General features: G+C 41.3%; 20 protein-coding genes. 10 read left to right on the forward strand and 10 right to left on the reverse strand.

Annotated features, from left to right (window positions below; translation table 11 throughout):
• Window positions 1-83: 83 nt before the first annotated feature.
• On the reverse strand, window positions 84-2,582 hold the full coding sequence (locus EXT43_RS19045; protein WP_062565801.1) for a S8 family serine peptidase: 2,499 nt from the start codon (window positions 2,580-2,582) through the stop codon (window positions 84-86).
• Window positions 2,583-3,141: 559 nt separating this feature from the next.
• Here EXT43_RS19045 and EXT43_RS19050 point away from each other — a divergent pair.
• From EXT43_RS19050 to EXT43_RS19070, 5 genes are all read left to right on the forward strand, one after another.
• Window positions 3,142-4,656 carry a curlin gene (locus EXT43_RS19050; RefSeq protein ID WP_054562526.1) on the forward strand — a complete coding sequence of 505 codons (1,515 nt, stop codon included), beginning with the start codon at window positions 3,142-3,144 and terminating at the stop codon, window positions 4,654-4,656.
• 35 nt (window positions 4,657-4,691) lie between these two features.
• Complete coding sequence (locus tag EXT43_RS19055) at window positions 4,692-5,084, forward strand: curli production assembly/transport protein CsgE (protein ID WP_055021612.1); 393 nt, start codon at window positions 4,692-4,694, stop codon at window positions 5,082-5,084.
• On the forward strand, window positions 5,074-5,499 hold the full coding sequence (locus tag EXT43_RS19060; RefSeq protein WP_054562528.1) for a curli assembly protein CsgF: 426 nt from the start codon (window positions 5,074-5,076) through the stop codon (window positions 5,497-5,499). The genes EXT43_RS19055 and EXT43_RS19060 overlap by 11 nt, the downstream gene beginning before the upstream one ends.
• On the forward strand, window positions 5,499-6,272 hold the full coding sequence (locus tag EXT43_RS19065) for a CsgG/HfaB family protein (protein WP_054562529.1): 774 nt from the start codon (window positions 5,499-5,501) through the stop codon (window positions 6,270-6,272). Before EXT43_RS19060 ends, EXT43_RS19065 begins: the two co-directional genes overlap by 1 nt.
• Window positions 6,273-6,384: 112 nt before the next feature.
• Entirely contained in the window at window positions 6,385-6,783 is a 399-nt protein-coding gene (locus EXT43_RS19070) for a hypothetical protein (RefSeq protein WP_062565803.1), read from the forward strand.
• A 116-nt stretch (window positions 6,784-6,899) separates the two neighbouring features.
• On the opposite strand, the gene EXT43_RS19075 is transcribed toward EXT43_RS19070, so the two are convergent.
• From EXT43_RS19075 to EXT43_RS19090, 4 genes are all read right to left on the reverse strand, one after another.
• On the reverse strand, window positions 6,900-7,598 hold the full coding sequence (locus EXT43_RS19075) for a response regulator transcription factor (RefSeq protein ID WP_062565804.1): 699 nt from the start codon (window positions 7,596-7,598) through the stop codon (window positions 6,900-6,902).
• Window positions 7,599-7,762: 164 nt separating this feature from the next.
• Window positions 7,763-9,271 carry a trehalase family glycosidase gene (locus tag EXT43_RS19080; RefSeq protein WP_062565805.1) on the reverse strand — a complete coding sequence of 503 codons (1,509 nt, stop codon included), beginning with the start codon at window positions 9,269-9,271 and terminating at the stop codon, window positions 7,763-7,765.
• Window positions 9,272-9,280: 9 nt separating this feature from the next.
• Entirely contained in the window at window positions 9,281-10,531 is a 1,251-nt protein-coding gene (locus EXT43_RS19085) for an MFS transporter (RefSeq protein ID WP_062565806.1), read from the reverse strand.
• Between the two features lie 101 nt (window positions 10,532-10,632).
• Complete coding sequence (locus tag EXT43_RS19090) at window positions 10,633-11,640, reverse strand: substrate-binding domain-containing protein (protein ID WP_062565807.1); 1,008 nt, start codon at window positions 11,638-11,640, stop codon at window positions 10,633-10,635.
• Between the two features lie 263 nt (window positions 11,641-11,903).
• Between EXT43_RS19090 and EXT43_RS19095 the strand changes: the two genes are divergently transcribed.
• Entirely contained in the window at window positions 11,904-14,162 is a 2,259-nt protein-coding gene (locus EXT43_RS19095; protein ID WP_062565808.1) for a TonB-dependent receptor, read from the forward strand.
• Window positions 14,163-14,215: 53 nt separating this feature from the next.
• Here EXT43_RS19095 and EXT43_RS19100 read toward each other — a convergent pair whose 3' ends face one another.
• Genes EXT43_RS19100 through EXT43_RS19110 form a run of 3 tightly spaced genes read right to left on the reverse strand, consistent with a single transcriptional unit; the run spans window position 14,216 to window position 15,875 of the window.
• Complete coding sequence (locus EXT43_RS19100) at window positions 14,216-14,839, reverse strand: SGNH/GDSL hydrolase family protein (RefSeq protein ID WP_130167684.1); 624 nt, start codon at window positions 14,837-14,839, stop codon at window positions 14,216-14,218.
• Window positions 14,839-15,363, reverse strand: a complete 525-nt coding sequence (locus tag EXT43_RS19105) for a DsrE family protein (protein WP_062565810.1) — start codon at window positions 15,361-15,363, stop codon at window positions 14,839-14,841. The genes EXT43_RS19100 and EXT43_RS19105 overlap by 1 nt, the downstream gene beginning before the upstream one ends.
• Before the next feature lie 47 nt (window positions 15,364-15,410).
• A complete protein-coding gene (locus EXT43_RS19110) occupies window positions 15,411-15,875 on the reverse strand; it encodes an NAD(P)H-dependent oxidoreductase (RefSeq protein ID WP_062565811.1) in 465 nt (154 codons plus the stop codon).
• A gap of 76 nt (window positions 15,876-15,951) precedes the next feature.
• On the opposite strand from EXT43_RS19110, the gene soxR reads away from it, so the two are divergent.
• On the forward strand, window positions 15,952-16,407 hold the full coding sequence (soxR, locus tag EXT43_RS19115; protein ID WP_054562542.1) for a redox-sensitive transcriptional activator SoxR: 456 nt from the start codon (window positions 15,952-15,954) through the stop codon (window positions 16,405-16,407).
• A 19-nt stretch (window positions 16,408-16,426) separates the two neighbouring features.
• On the opposite strand, the gene EXT43_RS19120 is transcribed toward soxR, so the two are convergent.
• Window positions 16,427-16,786 (reverse strand): DUF1294 domain-containing protein, encoded by a 360-nt coding sequence (locus tag EXT43_RS19120; RefSeq protein ID WP_062565812.1) that lies wholly within the window; start codon window positions 16,784-16,786, stop codon window positions 16,427-16,429.
• A gap of 52 nt (window positions 16,787-16,838) precedes the next feature.
• On the opposite strand from EXT43_RS19120, the gene EXT43_RS19125 reads away from it, so the two are divergent.
• Window positions 16,839-17,363, forward strand: coding sequence for a hypothetical protein (locus EXT43_RS19125; protein ID WP_062565813.1), 525 nt, complete (start codon window positions 16,839-16,841; stop codon window positions 17,361-17,363).
• Between the two features lie 45 nt (window positions 17,364-17,408).
• Here EXT43_RS19125 and EXT43_RS19130 read toward each other — a convergent pair whose 3' ends face one another.
• The gene (locus EXT43_RS19130) at window positions 17,409-18,926 is read right to left on the reverse strand and encodes a DUF3360 family protein (RefSeq protein WP_062565814.1); all 1,518 of its coding nucleotides are present in this window, start codon (window positions 18,924-18,926) and stop codon (window positions 17,409-17,411) included.
• Window positions 18,927-19,327: 401 nt separating this feature from the next.
• Between EXT43_RS19130 and EXT43_RS19135 the strand changes: the two genes are divergently transcribed.
• The gene (locus EXT43_RS19135; RefSeq protein ID WP_165385123.1) at window positions 19,328-20,800 is read left to right on the forward strand and encodes a diguanylate cyclase; all 1,473 of its coding nucleotides are present in this window, start codon (window positions 19,328-19,330) and stop codon (window positions 20,798-20,800) included.
• Window positions 20,801-21,222: 422 nt separating this feature from the next.
• A complete protein-coding gene (locus tag EXT43_RS19140; RefSeq protein ID WP_062565816.1) occupies window positions 21,223-21,537 on the forward strand; it encodes a hypothetical protein in 315 nt (104 codons plus the stop codon).
• Window positions 21,538-21,597: the final 60 nt, after the last annotated feature.

A 21,597-nucleotide genomic window follows, 5' to 3' on the forward strand; every position in this document is an offset into this window, starting at 1 on the left:
CACAGTTTTAGCGAAAACTTCATTTTGTAATACAAATAAAAAAAGCCCAGTGGGGAAACTGGGCTTTGAGCAGTGAAACAATGTTAGTCGAAGGACACTGTCACTGGGTTAGAACAAACAGTATCAGATACACAAACTTGATATTCATAGCTTGGTAACTCAGCTTTACGCTCTACATCGCGATAGAAACCACGATCAGCTACTGTTTCAAGTAGTTCACCATTACGGTAGATGCTTACTTGATCAGCCACAGTTTGCCAGCTTAAATCAACACGCATAGTACCTAAACGTGTTTTGTTAGCACGTTTAACCGATAGCTCAATTTCAACATCAGATACCACAACCGTTTGCGTGAACGTATCTGTTTGACCTTCGCTATCTGTCGCAGTTAGCGTCACTTCATAGCTGCCTGCTTGTGCGTAAGTATGCATAGGATCAGCATCTGTTGATGAAGCACCGTCACCAAAATCCCACGCCCAAGCAACAATATCGTCATTGCTATCTGTGCTGGTATTAGTGAAAGTGACATCTAAACCTGATGTTTCAAATGCAAAGCCAGCTTGTGGAGGCTGCGAGCTCACTTCACCAATAGCGCTAAACGTCAGTGACCAGCTGTTTAAAGTACCGGTATCAGCAGACAGTACATCTTTGACATTGAGTACCCAATCACCTGTCGCAACTTCGCCATTAAAGTTAGCCAGCGAGTAGCTTTGTACTAGATCATCAGCACCACCGCCAGATTGGCTGTGAAGTGTTGCAGTTGTTCCTTGCGGCGACGTTAATGTGACGATTAAATCACCAATGTAAGTATGAGTAATATCAATACTTGCATCCGTTGAGAACACAGTAAGTTCATCAGCTACAGTAATCACCGAATCAATACCCGTGTCATTGTTATCAGGAATAGACACTGGTGTTTCATTTGAGAAAGTAAAGTCATTTAAGCCAACAGGGTTAACAAACAGTGACGCACTGCTTTGTTTAGCTAACTCACCTGATGTTGCATCAACAACAAAACTATAACTGCCCCATGCTGTTGCTTCTTGTGTTGGCACCGTTAGTGTAACTACATCTCCAGGTACAGCTTCTGTTTGCGATAGTGTTGCGCCCGCTAAATCAGCTTGAAGTGCTAGGCTAACGACACCATCCCACTGGGCGATTGAACCAATTTCAAAGGTATATGTTGCAGTTTCACCAGCAGTAATTTGCTGTGAACTTGGCGACACTGAGATTTTGAAGCTTGGAGTTGGATCTGCTTGCTCAAGTGCTTGATTCACATTTAAGCGATTGCCAGACACTGTTTTGCCTTGCAGCGCTTCATTTTGGTCGCCGCTATTCATTAGCAACTCTTTAAGTTCAAGCGCTGATAAATCAGGGTTGATCGAAAGCACTAATGCAGCTGCACCAGCAACATGCGGTGTTGCCATTGATGTACCAGAATAGCTAGCGTAACCATTGCCCGGTATCGTTGATAAAATTGCACTACCTGGTGCGCCTAAATCAACACTTGTTAAACCCCATTGTGAAAAGCTCGACATGTTATCTCTGTTGTCAGTACTGGCAACTGATAATACGCTGTCATGCTCGTAGTTAGACGGATAATGAGGGTTTTGATCGTTATCAACCGCATCGTTACCCGCTGCTGCTACAAATAGAATATCGGCTTGTTCACTTGCCGTAATAGCATCTGCCAGTGCTTGGCTAAAGCCACCGCCACCCCAGCTGTTATTTAAAACACGTACATTTACGCCTTGGTTTTTAAGATCAACCATATAATCGATACACTTAATTGCATCAGAAGTTGAACCTGTACCATCTGCACTTAAGAACTTACAGCCCGCAATTGATACCTCATGGTTCACACCAACAACACCGGTGCCATTGTTACCTGACGCACCTATTGTGCCCGATACGTGAGTACCATGGCCTTGGTCATCCATTGGATCACCTGAGTCGGTAATCGCATTAATACCGTGCACGTCATCGATGTAACCATTACCGTCATTATCGATACCATCACCCGGAATTTCGCCAGGGTTGATCCATGCGTTATCAGCTAAATCTTCGTGGCTGTAATCAACACCGGTATCAATTACACCAACAACAACTTCGCGGCTACCGGTTGAGATTGACCATGCTTCAACTGCATCAATGTCAGCATCGGCGACACCACCTGTTTGACCTTCGTTGTGTAAACCCCACAACGAAGAAAAATCAGGATCATTAGGTACACTGGCAATCGATACACGGTAGTCAGGCTCTACATATTCAATAGCAGCATGGTTTTGTAGACGCTTGATAGCTTCTTTGCTGCTCATACCTGCAATTTTAAATTTAGCTAAACGGCCAGACAAAATGGCTGAATAGTTATCATCGACACCATCTTTGTTGATATCGCTGATGGTGGCTTTAACTAAGCTACGAGCATGGGCACGCATTGCAGCAGAGGTGCCTTTTTTATACATAACAAGTACAGAGTCTTCACTTGCACCAACGACGGTTGTTTTTGCTGGTGTGCTGATTTGTGCAGCACCTAAACATGGTAATAAGGCTAGGCTTAATACAGATAATTTAGTTTTCATATTTACTATCCATAATTTGTTGAACTGATCGAATCACTATGATCCGACCACCAAAGCTCATTACTTCTGAATGATGAATATCACGTGGCATAGTTCATAAATGGCAAATTGCAGATAACAGGCAAGAAAAAAAATGATGCTAAGTTTAAATCCATACTTTTTTGCTGATTGAATCAATAAAAATACGTCCAATTCACACTTTTTTGTGAAAAAAGAACCCTTAATGATCCATTAATATTTCCCCAACTTTTTTACTGCTTTTAAATCAAAACCCATACTAAAACCTAAACAAACACACATAACTAATTGAAAATAAGTAATTTATAAAAACCACAAAAACTGATGATTTTATATTATTCCAAATCTGTCTAAAGTAATTTTCTTGTTATTTGTACGACCTCAGAGTCACAACTAACAAAGTTGCTTCATTCACTTCTGATTGTTAGCTAACAGTTAAATATCACATAAATTAACCCGGCAAGGCATGCTGGTACATGGTTCTAAAAGAGAAAATAATAATTTTAGAGCTTTGATTAATAATAATTTAAAGGAAATAATCATGAAGTTAAGAAAGTCTCTACTTACCTGTGCAATTACTATTGCGTTAGGTTCAAGCTTTGCAGCAAGTGCAAACACAGATGATAAAACACAATCTAGCACTGAGCTTGCAAGCCAAGTTTCAACACTGGGTGTATCAAACTCAATTACCCTAGATCAAGTATCGGTTACCGGTGTTGGTAACGATGCGGTTATTGCTCAACAAGGTACAGGTCATCGTGCAGAAACTGTCAGTGTAGGTGATGGCAACATGGTTGAAGTAAGTCAAGCACAAACATCTAACTTATCTCTTATCTACAACACAGGTGACGATAATACTGTTTCGCACAGCCAAAACGGCACCATGAATGGCGCATTGTCTGAAACCGTTGGTGTTGGCAATGCTATTCGCGTTGAGCAAGAAGGTGCAGGATTCTTTGGTGTTAACAACGAAGCTATCAACGTCATGGTTGGTGATGAAAATAGCGCAACTGTAACGCAAGGTGATGGTGGCCATTGGTTCTACAACTTTGATTTACAGGGTAACAGCAACACAATCAGCGCAGAGCAAAGCGGCTTACTAAATGAAGCAACGTTCAATGTAATTAGAGGTGATGACAACAGCATCGAAGTAATGCAAGAGGGTGTTTTCAATGCGTTTACCTCTGATGAAGTAATTGGCAACGGCAATGAAATTACTATTGACCAAACAGGTTTCTTCAACAGCGCTGAGCTTACTTCGCTGCATGGTGATTATAACGAAGTTGAGTTTGAGCAAGATGGTGACTCTAACAGCGCATTAGTTGCAGAAATCACAGGCAATGACAACGAGGTTAAGTCTGATCAAGAAGGCAACAGCAACAGCTTTGAGTCAGGCGTGATTGTTGGTGATGGCAATACATTATTGGTCAATCAAAAGCATGACAGCAATACCGCTGGCTTAGATGCTATTGGCAACGACAACGAACTCACTGCATTTCAAAATGGTAACGGTAATGATGTGTACTTAGGTGCTATTGGCGATAGCAATGAGTTTGTTGCTAACCAAATTGGTGACGCAAACAGTGCTCACGTTGCTAACTTCAATGGTAGCGACAACAACGTTGATATTGCTCAAGGCGGCAATGAAAACACTGTACTAGTTCAGTCTTCATACCCAGACGACTCACTCTCTTCAAACGATAATGACATTGCAGTTAATCAGCTGGGTGACCTTAACGAAGCGGCACTAACATTCGCAAGCGTGCTTGATAGCAACAACAACCAAGTTGCTTTCACACAAGTTGGTGAACTCAATGCCATCGACCTGATTATGGAAGGTAGCAACAACTCTGTTGATATTAGCCAAACAGGCTCAGAAAACTTTGTTGTAGGTATCGGTGAAAGTGCATTCTTGCTAGGCGGTGAGGGTAACTCACTGGTCGTTGTACAAGACGGCAACGCAAACCTTGTTGAAGGCTCAATGATTGGCTCTAACAGCACAGTTGTTATCACTCAACTAGGTGATGGCAATACCGCAACTGTAACCCAAGAATAATCGCTTAAGAGGGAGCCTTGCTCCCTCATTCCATTATGAAAATAAAAAACTTACTACGCATATGTTGCATCGTGCTTGCAGCTCAAAGTACGGCTAGTTATGGCGAAGACCTCGAAATCGATGGCTTAGTACTCGATAGAAGTATTAGCCGATTTGGCCATCAATTTTATTTTGAGTTTGCCAACCTATGGCGCGATTTACCTTCAACAGCAGGTTTTAATATCGAAATAAAAGAAACGGTATTACCCCGAGCGGGGACTCGACTTGTCTTAAAAATGAATAACCAAATAGTGTACGTCACCTATCTAGGACGTCGCTTAGAGCCATTAGATGAACGTGTAAAACAAGCCATGTATAGCGTGATGGATGCCATGGCACGCAGTCAAATGCAGCAATCAACACCCGATATGGCAAAAAATGGATGGTAAAATGAAATACTTAACAACACTAATAATAATCCTCTGCCCTCTTTCTAGTTGGGCAACCGAACTCGTTTATACCCCAATTAACCCAAGCTTTGGTGGCAGCCCATTAAATGCCAGCATGCTACTTAATAAAGCGCAATCACAAAACAAGCACAAAGCGCCGGTTATCGAACAAACCTACGGGGAAAAATTTCAAGATTCGTTAGAGCGTACCTACTTAAATAGAATGGTACGAGAAATCACAGATATGGCATTTGGTGACGAAATCGACGACAGCATCTTTAATGGTGACTCGACCTTTATGACGGGTGATTATGAAATTCAAATTATCACCAGTACCAGTGACACAATCACCGTTAGAATTACCAACACCTCTGATGGCACAGTGACAGTAATTGAAGTACCGAGGTTTGGATAATGAAGACACTCACATTAGCAGCAATGGTATTACTTCTGTCGGGTTGTTCATCAATGGGCAATTTAATCCCGCCGACCAAACAACTAGCAGACTCTCTTGAGCCAACCGAAACTTTCCAGGCTTTGCAGGCCCTTCCTCAACCAATGGGAAGCATTCCTGTGTCAGTGTACTCATTTCGTGACCAAACTGGGCAATACAAACCACAGGCAAATGTAAGCTCATTTTCTACCGCAGTAACACAAGGTGCTAACTCTATTTTAGTGCAAGCATTGCATGAATCTGATTGGTTTATTCCGGTAGAACGCGAAGGTCTACAAAATATCTTAACTGAGCGTAAAATAATTCGCGCTGCGCAAGCCGAAAACGATAAGCTACCTGAATTACCACCGCTCACAACAGCAAAAATAATCTTAGAAGGCGGTATTATTAGTTACGACACAAATATCAAAACCGGCGGGATTGGTATGGAATACTTCGGGATTGGCGCATCAGAGTTATATCGTGAAGATGCAATCTCAATTTATTTACGCGCTGTCGATGTTCGCACAGGCCAAGTTTTGTTATCCGTCGCGACAAGTAAAAAAGTGCTCAGTCAAGAAATGCGCGCAGGCTTCTTTCGCTATGTGAGCTACAAGCGTCTTGCAGAAGCAGAAGCCGGATTCACCGACAATGAACCTATGAGTATTTGCGTAACACAAGCAATTGAAAAAGCGCTTAGCGACCTTGTATTAAAAGGTATCAACAAAGGCATTTGGTCTGCAAAAGCGGTCTAATTTAATGAGTATATTAGTGTGGCGCTGAACATCACAGCGCCCAATTTGAACTTTCTGCTTAATTATCCATCGAAATAAATACTTATAGCATTCAGTCAATTAAGTTTTATTTATGAAATGGATTACTTTCTCCAAATGCGCTTATTCTCTTATTGTTTTAGCCGCACTGATTACCCTAGTCATCACAATTGATAATTTTGACAGTTCAAAAAGCCTGCCAATTGGCTTTGTTTTATGGGGTATTTCGCCTTATTTATTAATGGCATGGATGGTTGAACACAGTAAAACAAGAGTGGCACAAATCGCCACGTTTATTGTCACTATTATGTGTGTCTTATTTGGTACTGTGACCATAGGTTCAATCTATTTTTCTCATGATGCACAATCAGCGCTGGTGTTTCTTTTTGCGCCATTATGGCAATGGCTGGGATTATTAATACTCTGTATTCCACTGTACTTTATGAATAAGCTCACATCTAAATCGAACCGAGGCTCGAATAATGGAAGCTAAACGGAAACACGATTTTGAAGGATACTTGCTCGAAGCTGGATTTTTAAGCATCGAGCAAGTGCTAAACGAGCTTTAATAGCAAACACTACCACAGGGATTAAACTGGTTATAGTTTGTTACTGTGTATTTTGCAAAGACAAACTCACTGCCATGTAATTTTGTGCCCAATTAGCCAGCTCCACGCGGTTACGCGATGCCGTTTTCTTGAATGCACTGTACAGGTGGGTTTTAACTGTATGATCGCTGATATTTAAACGCTCTGCGATATCTCGATTACTCGCACCTTGGGCAAGTAAGTGAATCACTGATTTTTCTCGTTTAGTCAGTAAGCTGAGGTCAATATCCGTATTTACCGAATCGTTACTAGCATTGAATTGGCTGCGAGACATTGCAGATAGCATATGGTTAAAGGTAGAAGAAATACTTTTACGGCTAAAAAACAGCTCGCCATTGATCACTCTGACCAGCCCTGCAAAAATATCTTCAGGTGATTGATCTGCAAAAAACACCCCTTTAATACCATTTAAAAGTAAGTTTTTTTCGCAAATTGCATTAGCGTCCGCATTAAAAATAACCACTAAATGTTGCTTAGCAAGTTGCACTAACTCTGCAGGTAGTAAGTCTTTCCAATGTGCGTCAGTGCTATCAATCAAATAAAGGTTAAACTCTTCGCGCATAGACTCTTGAGGCAAGCTTGCATCAACTTTCACACGCATAAAAAACGCATCGAGTATTTTAATTAAATATTGATAATTTTGACTGCGGTTTTGTAACCTTGGCTGTGTTTTTAGAAATACAGAAGTTGGTTGAATCATCTCATTTCTTCCTTGAAACATTTTATTCACAATACCTAATTTAGATACATGATTCAACCGTTCATAAGCCTTTATTTTGGCAATTTACAACATTGCTAACCCATTTGGATGGCCAGACACCAAAGTTAACAAAATGTAAACCAACAATACTCGCATCTCCCCTTTTACAGTGAGTCATTAAGTAGTTTGTAAAAACGTGATGTTACACCGTTCGTCCAACCAAATCCTTGCTGTACTGTGTATTCGCCACCACCTGCACGGCTAACTAATTCGCACACATTGTACTTTTCAAGGAGGCACTTATCCTCTGCAAAACGCATTTCGATCATACTCAGCCAGTTTTTCATGATCGCCTGTGCCTCGCTGACAAAGCCATACTCTGTTAAACCTTTTACAGCGAACCATTGTAGCGGCGCCCAACCATTAGGACTATCCCATTGTTGTGATGTACTACACAATGTTGTCACTAAACCACCGGGCTTTAAAAACTCATTCATCAGTTTTTGCTTCACTTGTTGAGCTTGTTGTACAGATGCAGCGCCTACAAACAAAGGAACAGCCATTGCCATCGAATCGACACTACTTTGCTGATTGAGTCTAATGTTGTAATCACGATAAACACCCGCCTCAGAATTCCAACAATAGGTATTAATTGCATCTAAGCGCAGTGTAGCCAGCTCAGCAATCGACTGGCTCTTTTGTTCTTTACCAAGTAAACGGTAAAAACGAGATAACGTATGCTCTAAGTTATACAGTAAGCTATTCAAATCAACCGGTATGATATTGGTTGTTTCAATACTTTTTAGGTCACTATGATCGCTTAGCCAACGGCTACTAAAGTCCCAGCCAGACTCGCATGCAGCGCGAATATGTTGAAAATAACTTTGTTGCTGCTCAGTTGTTAGCCCTTCAGCGTCATGTAAATCTTCTTTTAATGACTCTGGACGAGGTGTTGCCGCACTATCCCAATATCGGTTTAAAATAGCCTTATTAGGCACTTTTACAACGCGCCTAATAGCAGGCGTTTCACTGCTAAGGTCGTTACAGCCTTGCATCCAAAATTGATACTCAGCTTCAAGTGCTTTTACCGCGTTTGCTAGCCAAGTTAAATCTGCTTCTTGTTTATATTTTGCGTCCCATAGCATCGCTATCATTAACGCCAAAACAGGTGGTTGCGAGCGAGAGCTATAATAAACTCGGTTACCATTTGGAATACAGCCATTACGTTCTTGTAGGTCTATAAAGTTATTAACCATGGCTTCAATGGTGGCTAGGTCGCCACAATCTTCTAGACCCAAGGCTGTAAAATAACTATCCCAATAATAAATTTCTTGAAAACGACCACCCGGTACAATGTAGTCAAACTGCAAGGGCATTAGTGAGCTTGCTAAATCTGTATCTGCATTGCGATGCAAGTGTGGCCATAAATCAAGAATATACTGTTTAACCGAAGTGGTATCTAATTTCGCAGTCGGAATAGTCTGATCAGCAAACAAAAAGTTCGACATAACAAATTCGCGCAGCTCATCACCTTTTAAAGGGCCTACAAGTTGATACAACTCACAAGCACTTTGCCAAGATAAATTTGGCACTGCATCGGCAAACATTTTTGAATCAGCAAACACTTCTGCTAGCTGTACGTCTTTAAATAATTGGCTATTAACGAAGTTCATGACAATCCCTTATTCTGCGCTTGAAGCCGCTTGATACTGTGGTTTTAGGGTAATTTTCTTAAAGATTGAAACGGTGATTAATAGCAAGGCTATTGGCACTAATGTGAGATAAAACGCATGCTGACCGCTAAATTTATCGAATACAAAGCCCGTAATAATTGAGCCTGTTGTTCCACCTAATGCTGAAAAAACCACAATTAAGCCTGTCATAGCCGCATGCTTGTGCTTAGCAAGTGAACTCAGCATGACAGAGTTAAGTAACGGGTAAATCGGTGCCATAAAAAAGCCAATCAACGGCAGCATGTATGCTGCAAAAGGCACATCAAACACACTTTTCACTTGGCTACCATCAACATCGTGAGTCAAAGGCAGCACCAATAATACGAGCATACCCATAGCGACCAAGCAGCCCATTAATAAACTAAACCAACTAATAAACCTAAGTACTTGCCCTGCTACCAAACGACCAAGCGCTAACGCAGCTGCAAACAAACTAGCAAGTTGGATACTGACATCAACAGGCAATTTTAAAACTTGGTTATTAAAGGTCGGCAGCCAAGTGCCCACGCCTTGCTCAATTAGTACATACATAAATGCACTAACAACAAAAATAAGCACAAGGGGTTGGTAAGTCAGCTTTAACATGTCAATAAAATCATGAAGCTGCGATTGCTGATTAGTTTTTAACTCTGGCGATTTTATTGGTGCCGCAAGCACAGAAACAAACGCCACCGCAACAATCGCTGCGAGCAAGTAATAAACATTCAACCAGTGGCTACTTTGCGGGTCATCAGCGTCTATAAATAACGCAAAAATCCAATAACCCGACAGCACGCCAAGCATAAACACCCCTTCAATGGTGTTTAATAACGCTGAATGTTTATTAGCATTATCAGTCACTTGACCAATAACAGAGTAAACAGAGATTTTCATTACTGCAAAGCTGCAACCAATTGCGGCAAAGAGCGCTTTTAATACCCAAAAGTCGGCAATGCTCGGAACAACCAAGCACATCACCGCAACCAGTAATAAAGCGCCAAGCATGGCAATTTTATAGCCTATACGAGGGATAAATGACGCCACTAAAAATGACACAATGGCAATACTAAGATCCTTAAATCCTTCAAGAACAGACGCCTGAGTTTTGCTTACATCTAAGCTATTGATTGCTTGTAAAATAACAGTGCCCACACTATTAAGCATAATAGCAAAGACAAAATAGCTGCATGCCAGCGCGATAGTTATTCTTATAGGATTCATTCACTTCAACCTATGATTATTTTTATTCAGTCTAGTTTAGCGCAAAACAAAATGCAAACGTTTGCATTTAAAATTACACATATTGCTAACATTCAAAAGGCTTAGCGCTGGCTCGACTGCCTATTTACTAGTTCTATTTCAACAACTTGAGATTCTACCGACTGCCCTGTTAACTGGGCTAACAACTTTTCAACAAGAATAACTGAAGCGCGTTGAGTATTTTGTTTAATACTCGACAAAGAAGGATGACTGATATCTGCCATGGCAATATCATCAAAGCCCACGAGGGCAACGTCGTTTGGAATACTAATGTAACGCTCTTTCAGGGCTTTCATCGCACCAAAAGCCACCATGTCACTACATGCCATAATGCCATCAAAGCATAGCCCTTTTTCTACCAACAATTGGTTAATTCCTTTATAAGCAGCACTACTAGTAATATCGATAGAAACCACGTGAGGAGTGGCTTTGGCTTCATTAATAGCATCTAAATAACCACGGTGGCGTTCACTAATTTCAGCGTGCCCAGGGTCACCTAAAAACAATATGTTTTTAGCGCCATTTGCCAATAAGTGCTCAGTCGCTAGGCGACCCCCTAAATAATTATCGCTGCCAACAATTGGGTAACTGCTGGGTGTTTTTGGATCGCCCCACACAACCAAAGGAACACCAGCACTCGCTGCAGCTTCAATATTTGCTTGGCTTTTACCTTGGCCGACCACAATAATGCCATCGGCACGGCGGCTATTAATAAAGTAATTTGCCCAATCATCGCTGGCCATAAACGAATTAGAAAGTAATAACTCTAAGCCAAATTTATTTAGCGCTAAATTTATTTCACCAACAATTTTAAGTAAGAAAGGGTCGTTAATAGACTGTTCTGTATCACCATCGAGGTTAATAATAACCGCAACAACATTGGTTTTTTGGGTGCGAAGGCGGCTAGCAGCCGTGTTTAAACTAAAGTTATGTTTTTTTGCTAACTGTTGAAGCTTGTCGCGAGTTTCCTGTTTTATCAATGGGTTATCATTGAGCGCACGGGAAACTGTCGACGTAGAAACACCGGCTAATTTCGCAAGATCAGCTAACTTTAATTTTCTATCATTCATGATACTGAAACACTGCTTTCCTTTAAAACATATGCTGGCAATATACCACCATTTCGACCAAATCGCTGCGCCAAAGAGCATAATATTTTTTCAGTAAGCAAAACAGACCAACTCACCCTGTGGGTAAAAAAAGGACAAAAAATTGAAAAAACAAATTGCAAACGTTTGCATAAATCTTTATGGTTTATAAAAGCAAGGTGTTAACAATTGCAAAATATTCGCTAATACATTGCTTTCAACAACATAAAAAATGGGAACACACAATGACAACTACATACACACGCAGTGCGCTAGCCTCTGCAATTTTGCTAGCTTTGAGTGGCCAAACAGTTATGGCCGAAGAGCAAACTGAGCAACCAGCTAAAGAAAAAGTAGAACGAATTATTGTATCTGGTACACCTGCAGGTATTGGCGTACGTAAAATTGATGCTGGCTATGCAGTAACCAATATAGATGCAGATCAAATTGTTAAATTATCGCCAAAAAGTACAGCTGATTTATTCAAAGCCGTGCCGGGTGTGTGGGTAGAAAGCTCGGGTGGTGAGTCTGGCGCGAACGTATTTGTACGTGGTTTCCCTGGTGGTGGTGATGCACCATTTTTAACATTAAGCCTTGAAGGTTCGCCAATTTATCCTGCGCCTACTTTGTCATTTTTAGAAAACTCGTCGTTATTCCGTTTAGATGAAACAATCGAAACGATGGAAGCACTGCGCGGCGGTCCAAACCCTGTTGTATCAAATGGTCAACCTGGTTTAACAACTAACTTCCGCCTTAAACGTGGTAGTGAAGATACCGAAGGTGTATTCAAATACACAACTTCAGATTACAACTTACAACGCATTGACGCTATGGTAAGTGGTGAGATTTCTGATGACTTATTCTTCATGGTGGGTGGTTATGTTAAAAGCTCTCCAGGTATTCGTGATGCTGGATTCACATCAGAAAAAGGCAGCCAGTTCACAATTAATATCACTAAAGAATTAGAAAACGGCACCATTAATTTATACACCCGTCAAACCGACGACCACGGTGCTTGGTACTTACCAACACCACTTAATGTTGACGGCGTTGACGCAAGCTACACGCAGCTGGGTACTTTAAATCGCCAAGCGACTATCTACACAGGCGCAAATAATGACGAGCAACAGATCGACTTAGGTGAAGGCCGTGGTTGGAAAGGTCATGTTTCTGGCGGTAGCATCAAACTTGAATTCGATAACGGTTGGAGCTTCACAGATCGCTTCAACATCACTAAAGGTGATGCAAACACGTACGGCTTAGTACCGGCAGGCTCTGCAACAACCGTTGGTGCGGTGGCTGATAACGGTGAAACAGCAACAGGTGCAGTAACTGGCACAGAATACGATGCAGACACAGCGGTTCAACAACTTGGTCGTTGGGTGGTATTAAAAGAAATTAGCGCATTCACTAATGATTTAGCATTCGCTAAAAAGCTTGATAACTTATCACTGGCCTTTGGTTATTACACAGCAAGCACATCAGCAAATGACTGGTGGAGCTTAGGTAACACAGCGTATCACGTGCTTGAAGCAGGCGGCGAAATGCTAGACGGCATTGAGTGTAATGCAAGTGTTGATGGTTGTGACTTCAACTACGATATCAACTCTACAGGTGATGCACGTACCAATGCCTTTTACACAACGGCTCAATATAAATTCAACGATGACTTTACACTAGATGCCGGTGTTCGTTTTGAAAACCACGAAGTGGAATACTCGGTTGATGAAGGCCTTGATGGCGTAATCGATAAGTCTGTTCAATATGACGAAAGCAAAACATCGTGGACAACGGGTATCAACTACTCAATTAACGATGACATGGGTGTGTTTGCCCGCGTAAACCGTGGTTACAAAATGCCTTACTTTGACGACTTCCGCGATAACTTTAGCGCATACGAAGGTGGCGAAAAGTTAATTAAAGAAGTAACACAAGCCGAGTTTGGTTATAAGCTATTAACTGATAGCACCGATTTCTATGCAACATTCTTCACTAACGAAGTAAAAGGTGACACTTTTGTTCGTCGCCCAGGTGTACCAGCTGAAATCTTAACCAACGAAGCATACGGTATTGAGCTTGATTATAACTACAACCACGAATCTGGTTTCTCAGTTAACTTAAACTCAACGCTTCAAGAAACAGAAATCACAGAAAGCCCAAGCAACGAAGGTAACGAAAGCCAACGTCAGCCAAAATGGCAAGTACGTGTAACACCAAGCTATGACTTTGAAGTAAGCGATATGTATGCAACCTTATACGGCACAATCTCAGCGGTTGATGATCGTTGGGGCGACAACGAAAACACGGTTGTGTTAGAAGGTTACGAAAAAGTAGACATAGGTTTAATTGTTGAGCCTATGGAAGGTATTAAAGTGCAATTAGCAGTTGATAACTTAACTGACGAGCAAGGTATCACTGAAGGTGACCCTCGTAATGCTGATGCACCGAATGGTCGTTACATTATGCCTCGTACTACACGCTTAAGCATTAGCTACGAGTTTTAAGCGATTCTCCCAAACCCCTTGATTGAAAGAATCAATACCCAAGCCACAGTGTTTTATAACCTGTGGCTTTTTTGTTTTACAATCAAGAACTGTAAATGCTCTGCTAAAGACTTATGTGATTCAAGAATTAAATGCACACCTTCTTGCTGGCAAGGCGTAGCGATTGCTGTGATATCCAAAAACAGAGTTTGCTGTTTCACACACACTTCAGAAAAAGCCTCAACTAGCTCGCTAGACTTAGCAGCCGCTCCAGCATAAATAGATTTATAGGAGCCTACCTCATACACCGCCGGCGGGCTTAGTATCATTATTTTGGGCAATTCGCGGTGCAAATAGTAGTTTTTTATATCTAAAATAAGTGCTTCGAGGGCATTGGCAATATCAGCAGCCGACAGTGCAAAACGGCGCTTTAAATCATTCGTGCCGAGCTGAATAACAATCACATCTAAATGATAAGCCGCTAAGTAAGGTTCTAAGTATTTAATGCCCAGTTTATCACCACTGAAAGGCGGGTCGTTCACCAGTGTACGATTGGGCTGGCCGGCTTCAATAACTTGGTAGCCGGCACCTAATTTAATACCCAGTAAACTAGGCCAGCGCTCATCTGCTGCAAAGCGCTTACCATCGACGGGCGAAATACCATAGGTGTTTGAATCACCGAAGCATAAGATATTCATTAGAATGGATTCAGTGTGTAACCTTGCTGTTGCAACTGTGCATGCGCCGTCATTGCCGATAACGCCATTTGCACACCAGGAATAAGCTGCTGCTGTTTTACCTTCATGTGCGTTGCAGACTGCCGACACACATACACAACGGTATTATGTGCCAACAATTGTGAGATCAATTGCTGATTTTTATTGTCACTGTCAAAGCGCTGTTTATAAAAACTGTTTTCCAGTACATCAACACTCGCGCCACCATGCACAACTAAAGCGAGTTGAATGTTCTCAGGCTTCACACCATGGGCTATATGCATATTAATGAACCTTGCTAATGAGTTCATTTTGTTATTCTGCGCCCCTTTTTTTGCCGCATCAGCAACATCAAATGCCACTTTGAAAACCGTTTGATCAGAGATTTCTGCATGGTTTGGCACATCATAATAAAAACCAAAACCTTTAATAGCTGGCTCAGCTTGCTCTGCATGACTAAACGAAGATAATAAGGCTAAAGATAAACCTAACAGTGTTGATTTCATAAAAGTTCCTGTTGTTTTTTACTCTAGCCTACCTTGTTTAAACCCGTTTAACTAGCATCAATATGTTGGTGCGCTTTAAAGGTCATGCCTAAGTAATTAAAGGTGTTTTTAAACATCTCGATAAACGCGTTAGGTGCGTGTGCAGATCCTGCATTTGAGAGCAATGAAAACTGCTTTTCACGCAGTGTTCTCAGTTTTGGCCTAAGTGTTTCATCATCCATGTAATCAGTGATCCGGTCTAAAAATGCTTTAAACTGCGGTGTGGTGTTATACCAATACACAGGTGATGCCAGCACCCAGTGTTGATAATTCAACAGCGCTTCAAATACCGCATAAAAATCATCATTTTTATATTGCTTATCGTAGCAATAAGGCGAGATAACATAGTCATCTAGACATACCACATCACCACCATATTGCGCTTTATAATCATTAACTTGTAAACTCGTATTACCCTTTTTTCGCGCACTTGAATAAATAATTACCGTATTTGTTATTGGTTTTTGTTGCATGACTATCACTCCTTTTTTATGATGTGCGCAGCGTAAAACCTCAAGCTAACTTTAGGTCAACACCTTGGAGCAAATTATGTCAGATAAGAAACTTATTGATGCAAACCTAGCGGTTGGCTTTGTGGCAAAACGCAGTGGCGTAAAAGTTTCAACCTTGCATTTTTATGAGTCTAAAGGACTTATTCGCAGCTGGCGTAATAACGGTAACCAGCGCCGCTATAAACCCGATGTATTGCGCCGAATTGCCGTAATAAAAGCTGCGCAAACCATGGGTATAACTCTTGAAGACATTAAACAAACGTTAAGCACCCTACCCGAGCAACGCACACCCACTAAACAAGATTGGGCAGCTCTTTCAAAGGTATGGCAAACTCAACTAGATGAACGAATTCAATACATGCAGCGTTTACGCGAGCGCGTTAACGGTTGTATTGGCTGCGGCTGTTTATCAATGGCAAAATGCCCTATCTACAACAAAGACGACTATTTAGGTGAAGAGCACAGCGGCGCTGTGCTTTTAGAAAGAGATTAATACACAACTGTTTGTGCTCTTAAATTAACTGCAAATAATACAGTGACGACAGTGCACTGCCATTAACAATAATTGTTAACCAAAGTACGGCAATAAAACTGCGTTTTTTAGATTTATGTCTTAACCATTGCTGTGCAATTAATGAACCTGGCCAGCCGCCGATTAACCCTAAAATATGCAGTGTACGCTCAGGTACTCTTATCACATGCTCGCCATGTTGCATCGCTAAACGTTTATCCCAGCCGTATACCAAAAAGCTTATTAAGCTCGCTACGCTGTAAGTGCCTGCAATAAAGTAGGTAATATTAAGTTGCCACGATATCAGCCATAGCAGCGCTAGAAACAACAATGAAAATGTAATTAATGTTTTCTTAATCAACGAATTATCACCTATACTCTGCAAAACAAATTAATTTTATCGGGGCGCTATTATGGCATACCTAAAATCACTTTTACTATCAATCTGCTTATGTTCGCTTTCTGTTATGGCGGCGGAGCAACAACTTGATGACAAGCTAAAAGTGTTTGAGCCTTACTTAGGCACGTGGCAGTCAGACTTTAATGTCGCAGCAGGTAAACCTGCGGTGCAAGATGTGAGTACCTGGCAACGCGCGCTCAATGGCACGGCGATTAAAACCATTCACTCTATCAATGAAGGTGAATATGGTGGTGAGTCGATGATTTTTTGGGACAATAAAAAGCAGTCTTTGGTGTTTTATTACTTCACTACGGCAGGTTTTTATACCCAAGGCACTATGAATGTACTTAGCCCTACTCAATTTGTTGCTTATGAAAATGTAACGGGTAATAAAGAAGGGATCACTAAGGTGAAATCGACAAGCGAGTTTAAAAACAACAGCTTTGTAGTGTCAACCTCTTACCTTAAAAAAGGTCAATGGACAAAACCCGATACCCGAACTTACACCCGCAGCGAAAAAACAGTTAAGTTTAAATAAAAGCTTTAAAAAAGGGTAAGGCGTTTATCACCTTACCCTTATATATTAATGTCTAAAGTCTGCCATTAATGCTGGGATCCCTGGCAACATACCCACCATTGCCATCACGCTTGTTAAAATAACAAACATTACTAATGGAATGATCCAGCGGCTCATTGGGGATAGTTCAGAGCTTCGTTCTTTACAACCAATTAAGCCCAGATTGTCGAGCAACATAGTTAATGACCAGCCAAATGCAGGATTCACTAAAGTCGATGAAAACACCACAATAGCAGCCGATTGCGTAGTTTTACCTTCGCGAGTCATTTCCATACCCGCTTCTAGAAGCGGGATAAACACACCAACTATTAGCGCGACGCATAACACGGGTTGCCAAATAGCTAAATCCATTGGGTAGCCCCAAATACTGGCAATAATACAAAATAATGCCGTTAACACCGCTCCGGCAGGAATTGGGCGTTTAGCGATGGCTGCTGGCACGATGTAGGTTCCCCATGACGAGGTAAAATTAGAGCCGCCTAACAAGGAACCAAATGTCTGGCGGATTGAAGCGCTGAACATGGTATCGTCAATGTTCATTTGTACTTTTTCTGTGCGCTCAGGATAACTAATTTTTTGGAATACTTGATGCCCTAAAAAGTCAGGTGACCACATGGCAACCGCAAGCACCGCGAATGGCAATACCACCACAAAGCTCTCTAGGGTTGGTAAACCCAGCATCCAACCGGTGTTTTCACCCCACCAATACATTGGGTTCATATTTGGTAAACCCGGTGCGGTCTTAAACTCAAACGGCGCTCCCAGTAAAAATGCAATTAAACCGCCAAGTAAACAGCTTAATGGCACGGCTAACCAACGTTTTTTGTAGTGCTCAAGTAATGCATACAACACGATAGTCGACAAAATCACAATGAAAGCGATATGGGTCATATCAATGCCTTCAGCCCATGCAAATAGCTTTTTAACCTGCGAAATCGTGCCAATAAAACCAAGGTAAAGCAGTAAACCGCCACACACGCCTCGGCTGGTTAACCCCGCCAGTAAACTCCCGCCTTTACTAAGCGCCAGTAATAGGCCAAACGCCCCTATCAGTAAACCGAAGGCCATTGGGTGACCACCCGCAGCAACCACAATCGGGATCAAAGGAATAAGCGGCCCATGCGTACCCGCTAAGTTTGCTGTTGGTAAAAAGAAGCCTGAAAATAATAAAATGAAGATCGATACAATTAACAGCTCATAGCGCACGTTTTCTAGAATAAAACCTTCACCTAAGCCCAGTGGCGCTGCAAACGTTGCAGCAATTGCACCCACCATAACCACCTTGCCTATGGTCCCTGCCATGGCAGGGATAGAGTCTTCTAATTCAAACCGATAATCACGAAATGGTAAGTTAGGACGCCAGCGCTTAGGCTGCATAATTTGTAATTCGTGTTCAAGGTATTCGTCACGACTCGAAAATTCACTGCTGGGTTTATGAAGAGCTTGATAGCTTTGCTGGTCGGTATGAGTATCCGATCCTTGTTCAGCAGGCGTTATTGACGCTGATTGCTGCCTCGTATTCATGAGTTCTCCTACTACCTATCTTGAAAAATTATGTGAGTTTTTATTATGCAGTTAGGGTAAAGCAGTCAGATACAAAACACGATTAGGCAAAAGGTCGGGTATGAATTTATAAAATAGGTGTTTTTAATAAGTTGAGAGCATCAGAAAACAAACTTAACACATTGATATGTATAGCCTTACTTATAAAAAACGTTTTTAAAGAATAAGCTTTGGGTTGTTTTTTAAGCACATTAACTATTAGTCTAATAAATTGTATGAATAGCAAACAGTGTTATAAAAACTACTTTTAAATTAATCGAATTTGCCTATTCCCTAACTACTAATATACTAATTTACTAGTAGTTTGATTAATGCTAACTCGCCAGTCGGTGGCTTTCTTACATAAGCACATAAAGGGATGTATGGACACACAGCTCAAGCCTTGGCAATTTAATATCATTGTTTGCTCTGTTTATCTGCTGTTTGGCTTGTTTACTATGCAAGTGTTAAAAACACTGGCGGTATGGCCTCCAGCAGGAGTCGCATTGGCAGGCTTGATGTTATTTGGTCGTAAAGCCTGGTTGGGCGTTGCATCAGGCACCTGTTTAGTTGTGCTTTGTTACTTTTATCTTAGCGACTTAAATCCATTCACGTTTAAACACATCGCAATAAATGCCGCAACAACCACAGGTAATACTCTCGCTGCTTTAACAGCATTTTGGCTAATTAACCGAAAACTTAAACAACACACACTGCTGACAAGCGTCACCAGTTTAGCCAGAGTGTTTATTGTTGCTTGCATTGCGATTGGCGTGATTTCTGCGCTTTTCGGTGTGGGCATATACTCACTAGTTGGTATCGAGTGGTTTAATGGCTTGTATGTAGGCATATTAAATTGGAGTATTAGCAATGCCTTAGCAGCAATTGTGTTCACCCCTGCCCTTTACTTTTTATGGCGAAATTGGCCGCACCCGGTCACCCCTAGTGAATTTTCTAAACTTTTGTTGCTTACTTTGACCGTGGTTTTGTTGTGTTATTTTATTTTTGGCCCCGCATACACAACCATGACATTACCATTTTTACAACCTGCATTACTGTTGTTTCCGCTGCTTTATGCAGCTACGCGGTTATCACCAACTGCCACCAGCTGCATGAATATGTTGGTGTTTTTTGCAGCTTGGGTCGGAAGTAATCAAGGCTGGGGCTATTTTTATTATCATCATCCTAAAACAGCAGAAGTGACTATGCAGTTTTTCTTTTTATTTACTCTTTCAGCGGTATTACTCATTCAAGCCGTGTTTATTCAACGCAAGAAAGAACAACAAAAGCTGACCACCATGCTCGAACAAAAAGTAGAAGAACGAACCTATGAGCTAGAACGTGCTAAGCATGAAGCATTAGCCTTATCTGTGACAGATCATTTAACACAACTTTATAATCGTCGCGGCTTCTTCGAAAAGGTTAATCAGCAGTTTGCAAAATATCATGACGCGCAATGTACCTGCTCTCTTTTACTGCTAGATTTAGACCAATTTAAAGCTATAAACGATAAATTTGGCCACGCTACTGGCGATGAAGTAATACGAACCACAGCGCATAAGCTCATCCAACATAGCAAAGCATCAGATATTGCGGGACGCATTGGTGGTGAAGAATTTGTCTTATTTTTACCTATGGCAAATAACCACACAGCCTTTGCAATCGCAGAAAAGATCAGAGCCGATATCGAACAGCAAGACATCATCGCCGACAACAAACACGTTAAATTCACCGTGAGTATTGGCGTAAGCACCTTACAAGCAGGCGATCAGCATATAGAATCGATGTTAAAACGCGCCGATAAAGCATTGTACCAAGCCAAAAACCAAGGCCGTAATCAAGCGCAGTGTAGTTAGAATGAGTTACGAGTTGCTAGTTACGAGAGTAAAGTTACGAGAGACAAGGTGCGAGAATCGAGGTACGAGTCTGTAACAGCTATTTTACATCGCGTATTTATCGCGTATTTCTCTTACCTCACCAATGACGCGGCATAAAGCCGCTGCTACCTGTAGGCTTGGCGCGCGAAACAAGTTTCACGCCTACGTCCAAGGGTTTAACTTTTGTGTGGTGGTTAATTATTCATGACGAGAGTAAAGATGCGAGATGCGAGATGCGAGATGCGAGATGCGAGATGCGAGATGCGAGCATGAGCTTAAGTTTCTTTGCACTATACGACTAGTAATTAATTAACGGCTCTGATAAAAATACAATGGATATGGAAGAAAACGAGCTATAAGCCCGTTAAGTTTAATGGAATTACTATCCTTGTGAGGTTCAAATGGAAATTGAAGTAAACAGACCAAAACAATATCATGATAAAATTAGAGATTACACTTTATGGGCCGACTCTAAAAAAATCGGCAAAGTCAAACCCAACTCTTTAGCCAACTACACAATACCTGATGACGCTGAATTTATCTGGTTCTCCATTGATTGGTGCTCTAGCCCTAAACTTTCTGTCAAAGATATTCAATCAAATAAAGTAACTGTTTCAAACACTATGAGCAGGAACTTACTATCGGGTCTATTTTTACCCATTTATTACGTTACTTTTGGTAAAAATAAATATCTAACAATTACGAGCGATGTATAACCATCCTTAATCGATTTTCAGATCCGATTACTTCACCGCATAACGATATTTTTACCCTTT

This window comes from Pseudoalteromonas sp. CO109Y, assembly GCF_004208935.1.
GTDB classification, from domain to species: domain Bacteria; phylum Pseudomonadota; class Gammaproteobacteria; order Enterobacterales; family Alteromonadaceae; genus Pseudoalteromonas; species Pseudoalteromonas shioyasakiensis.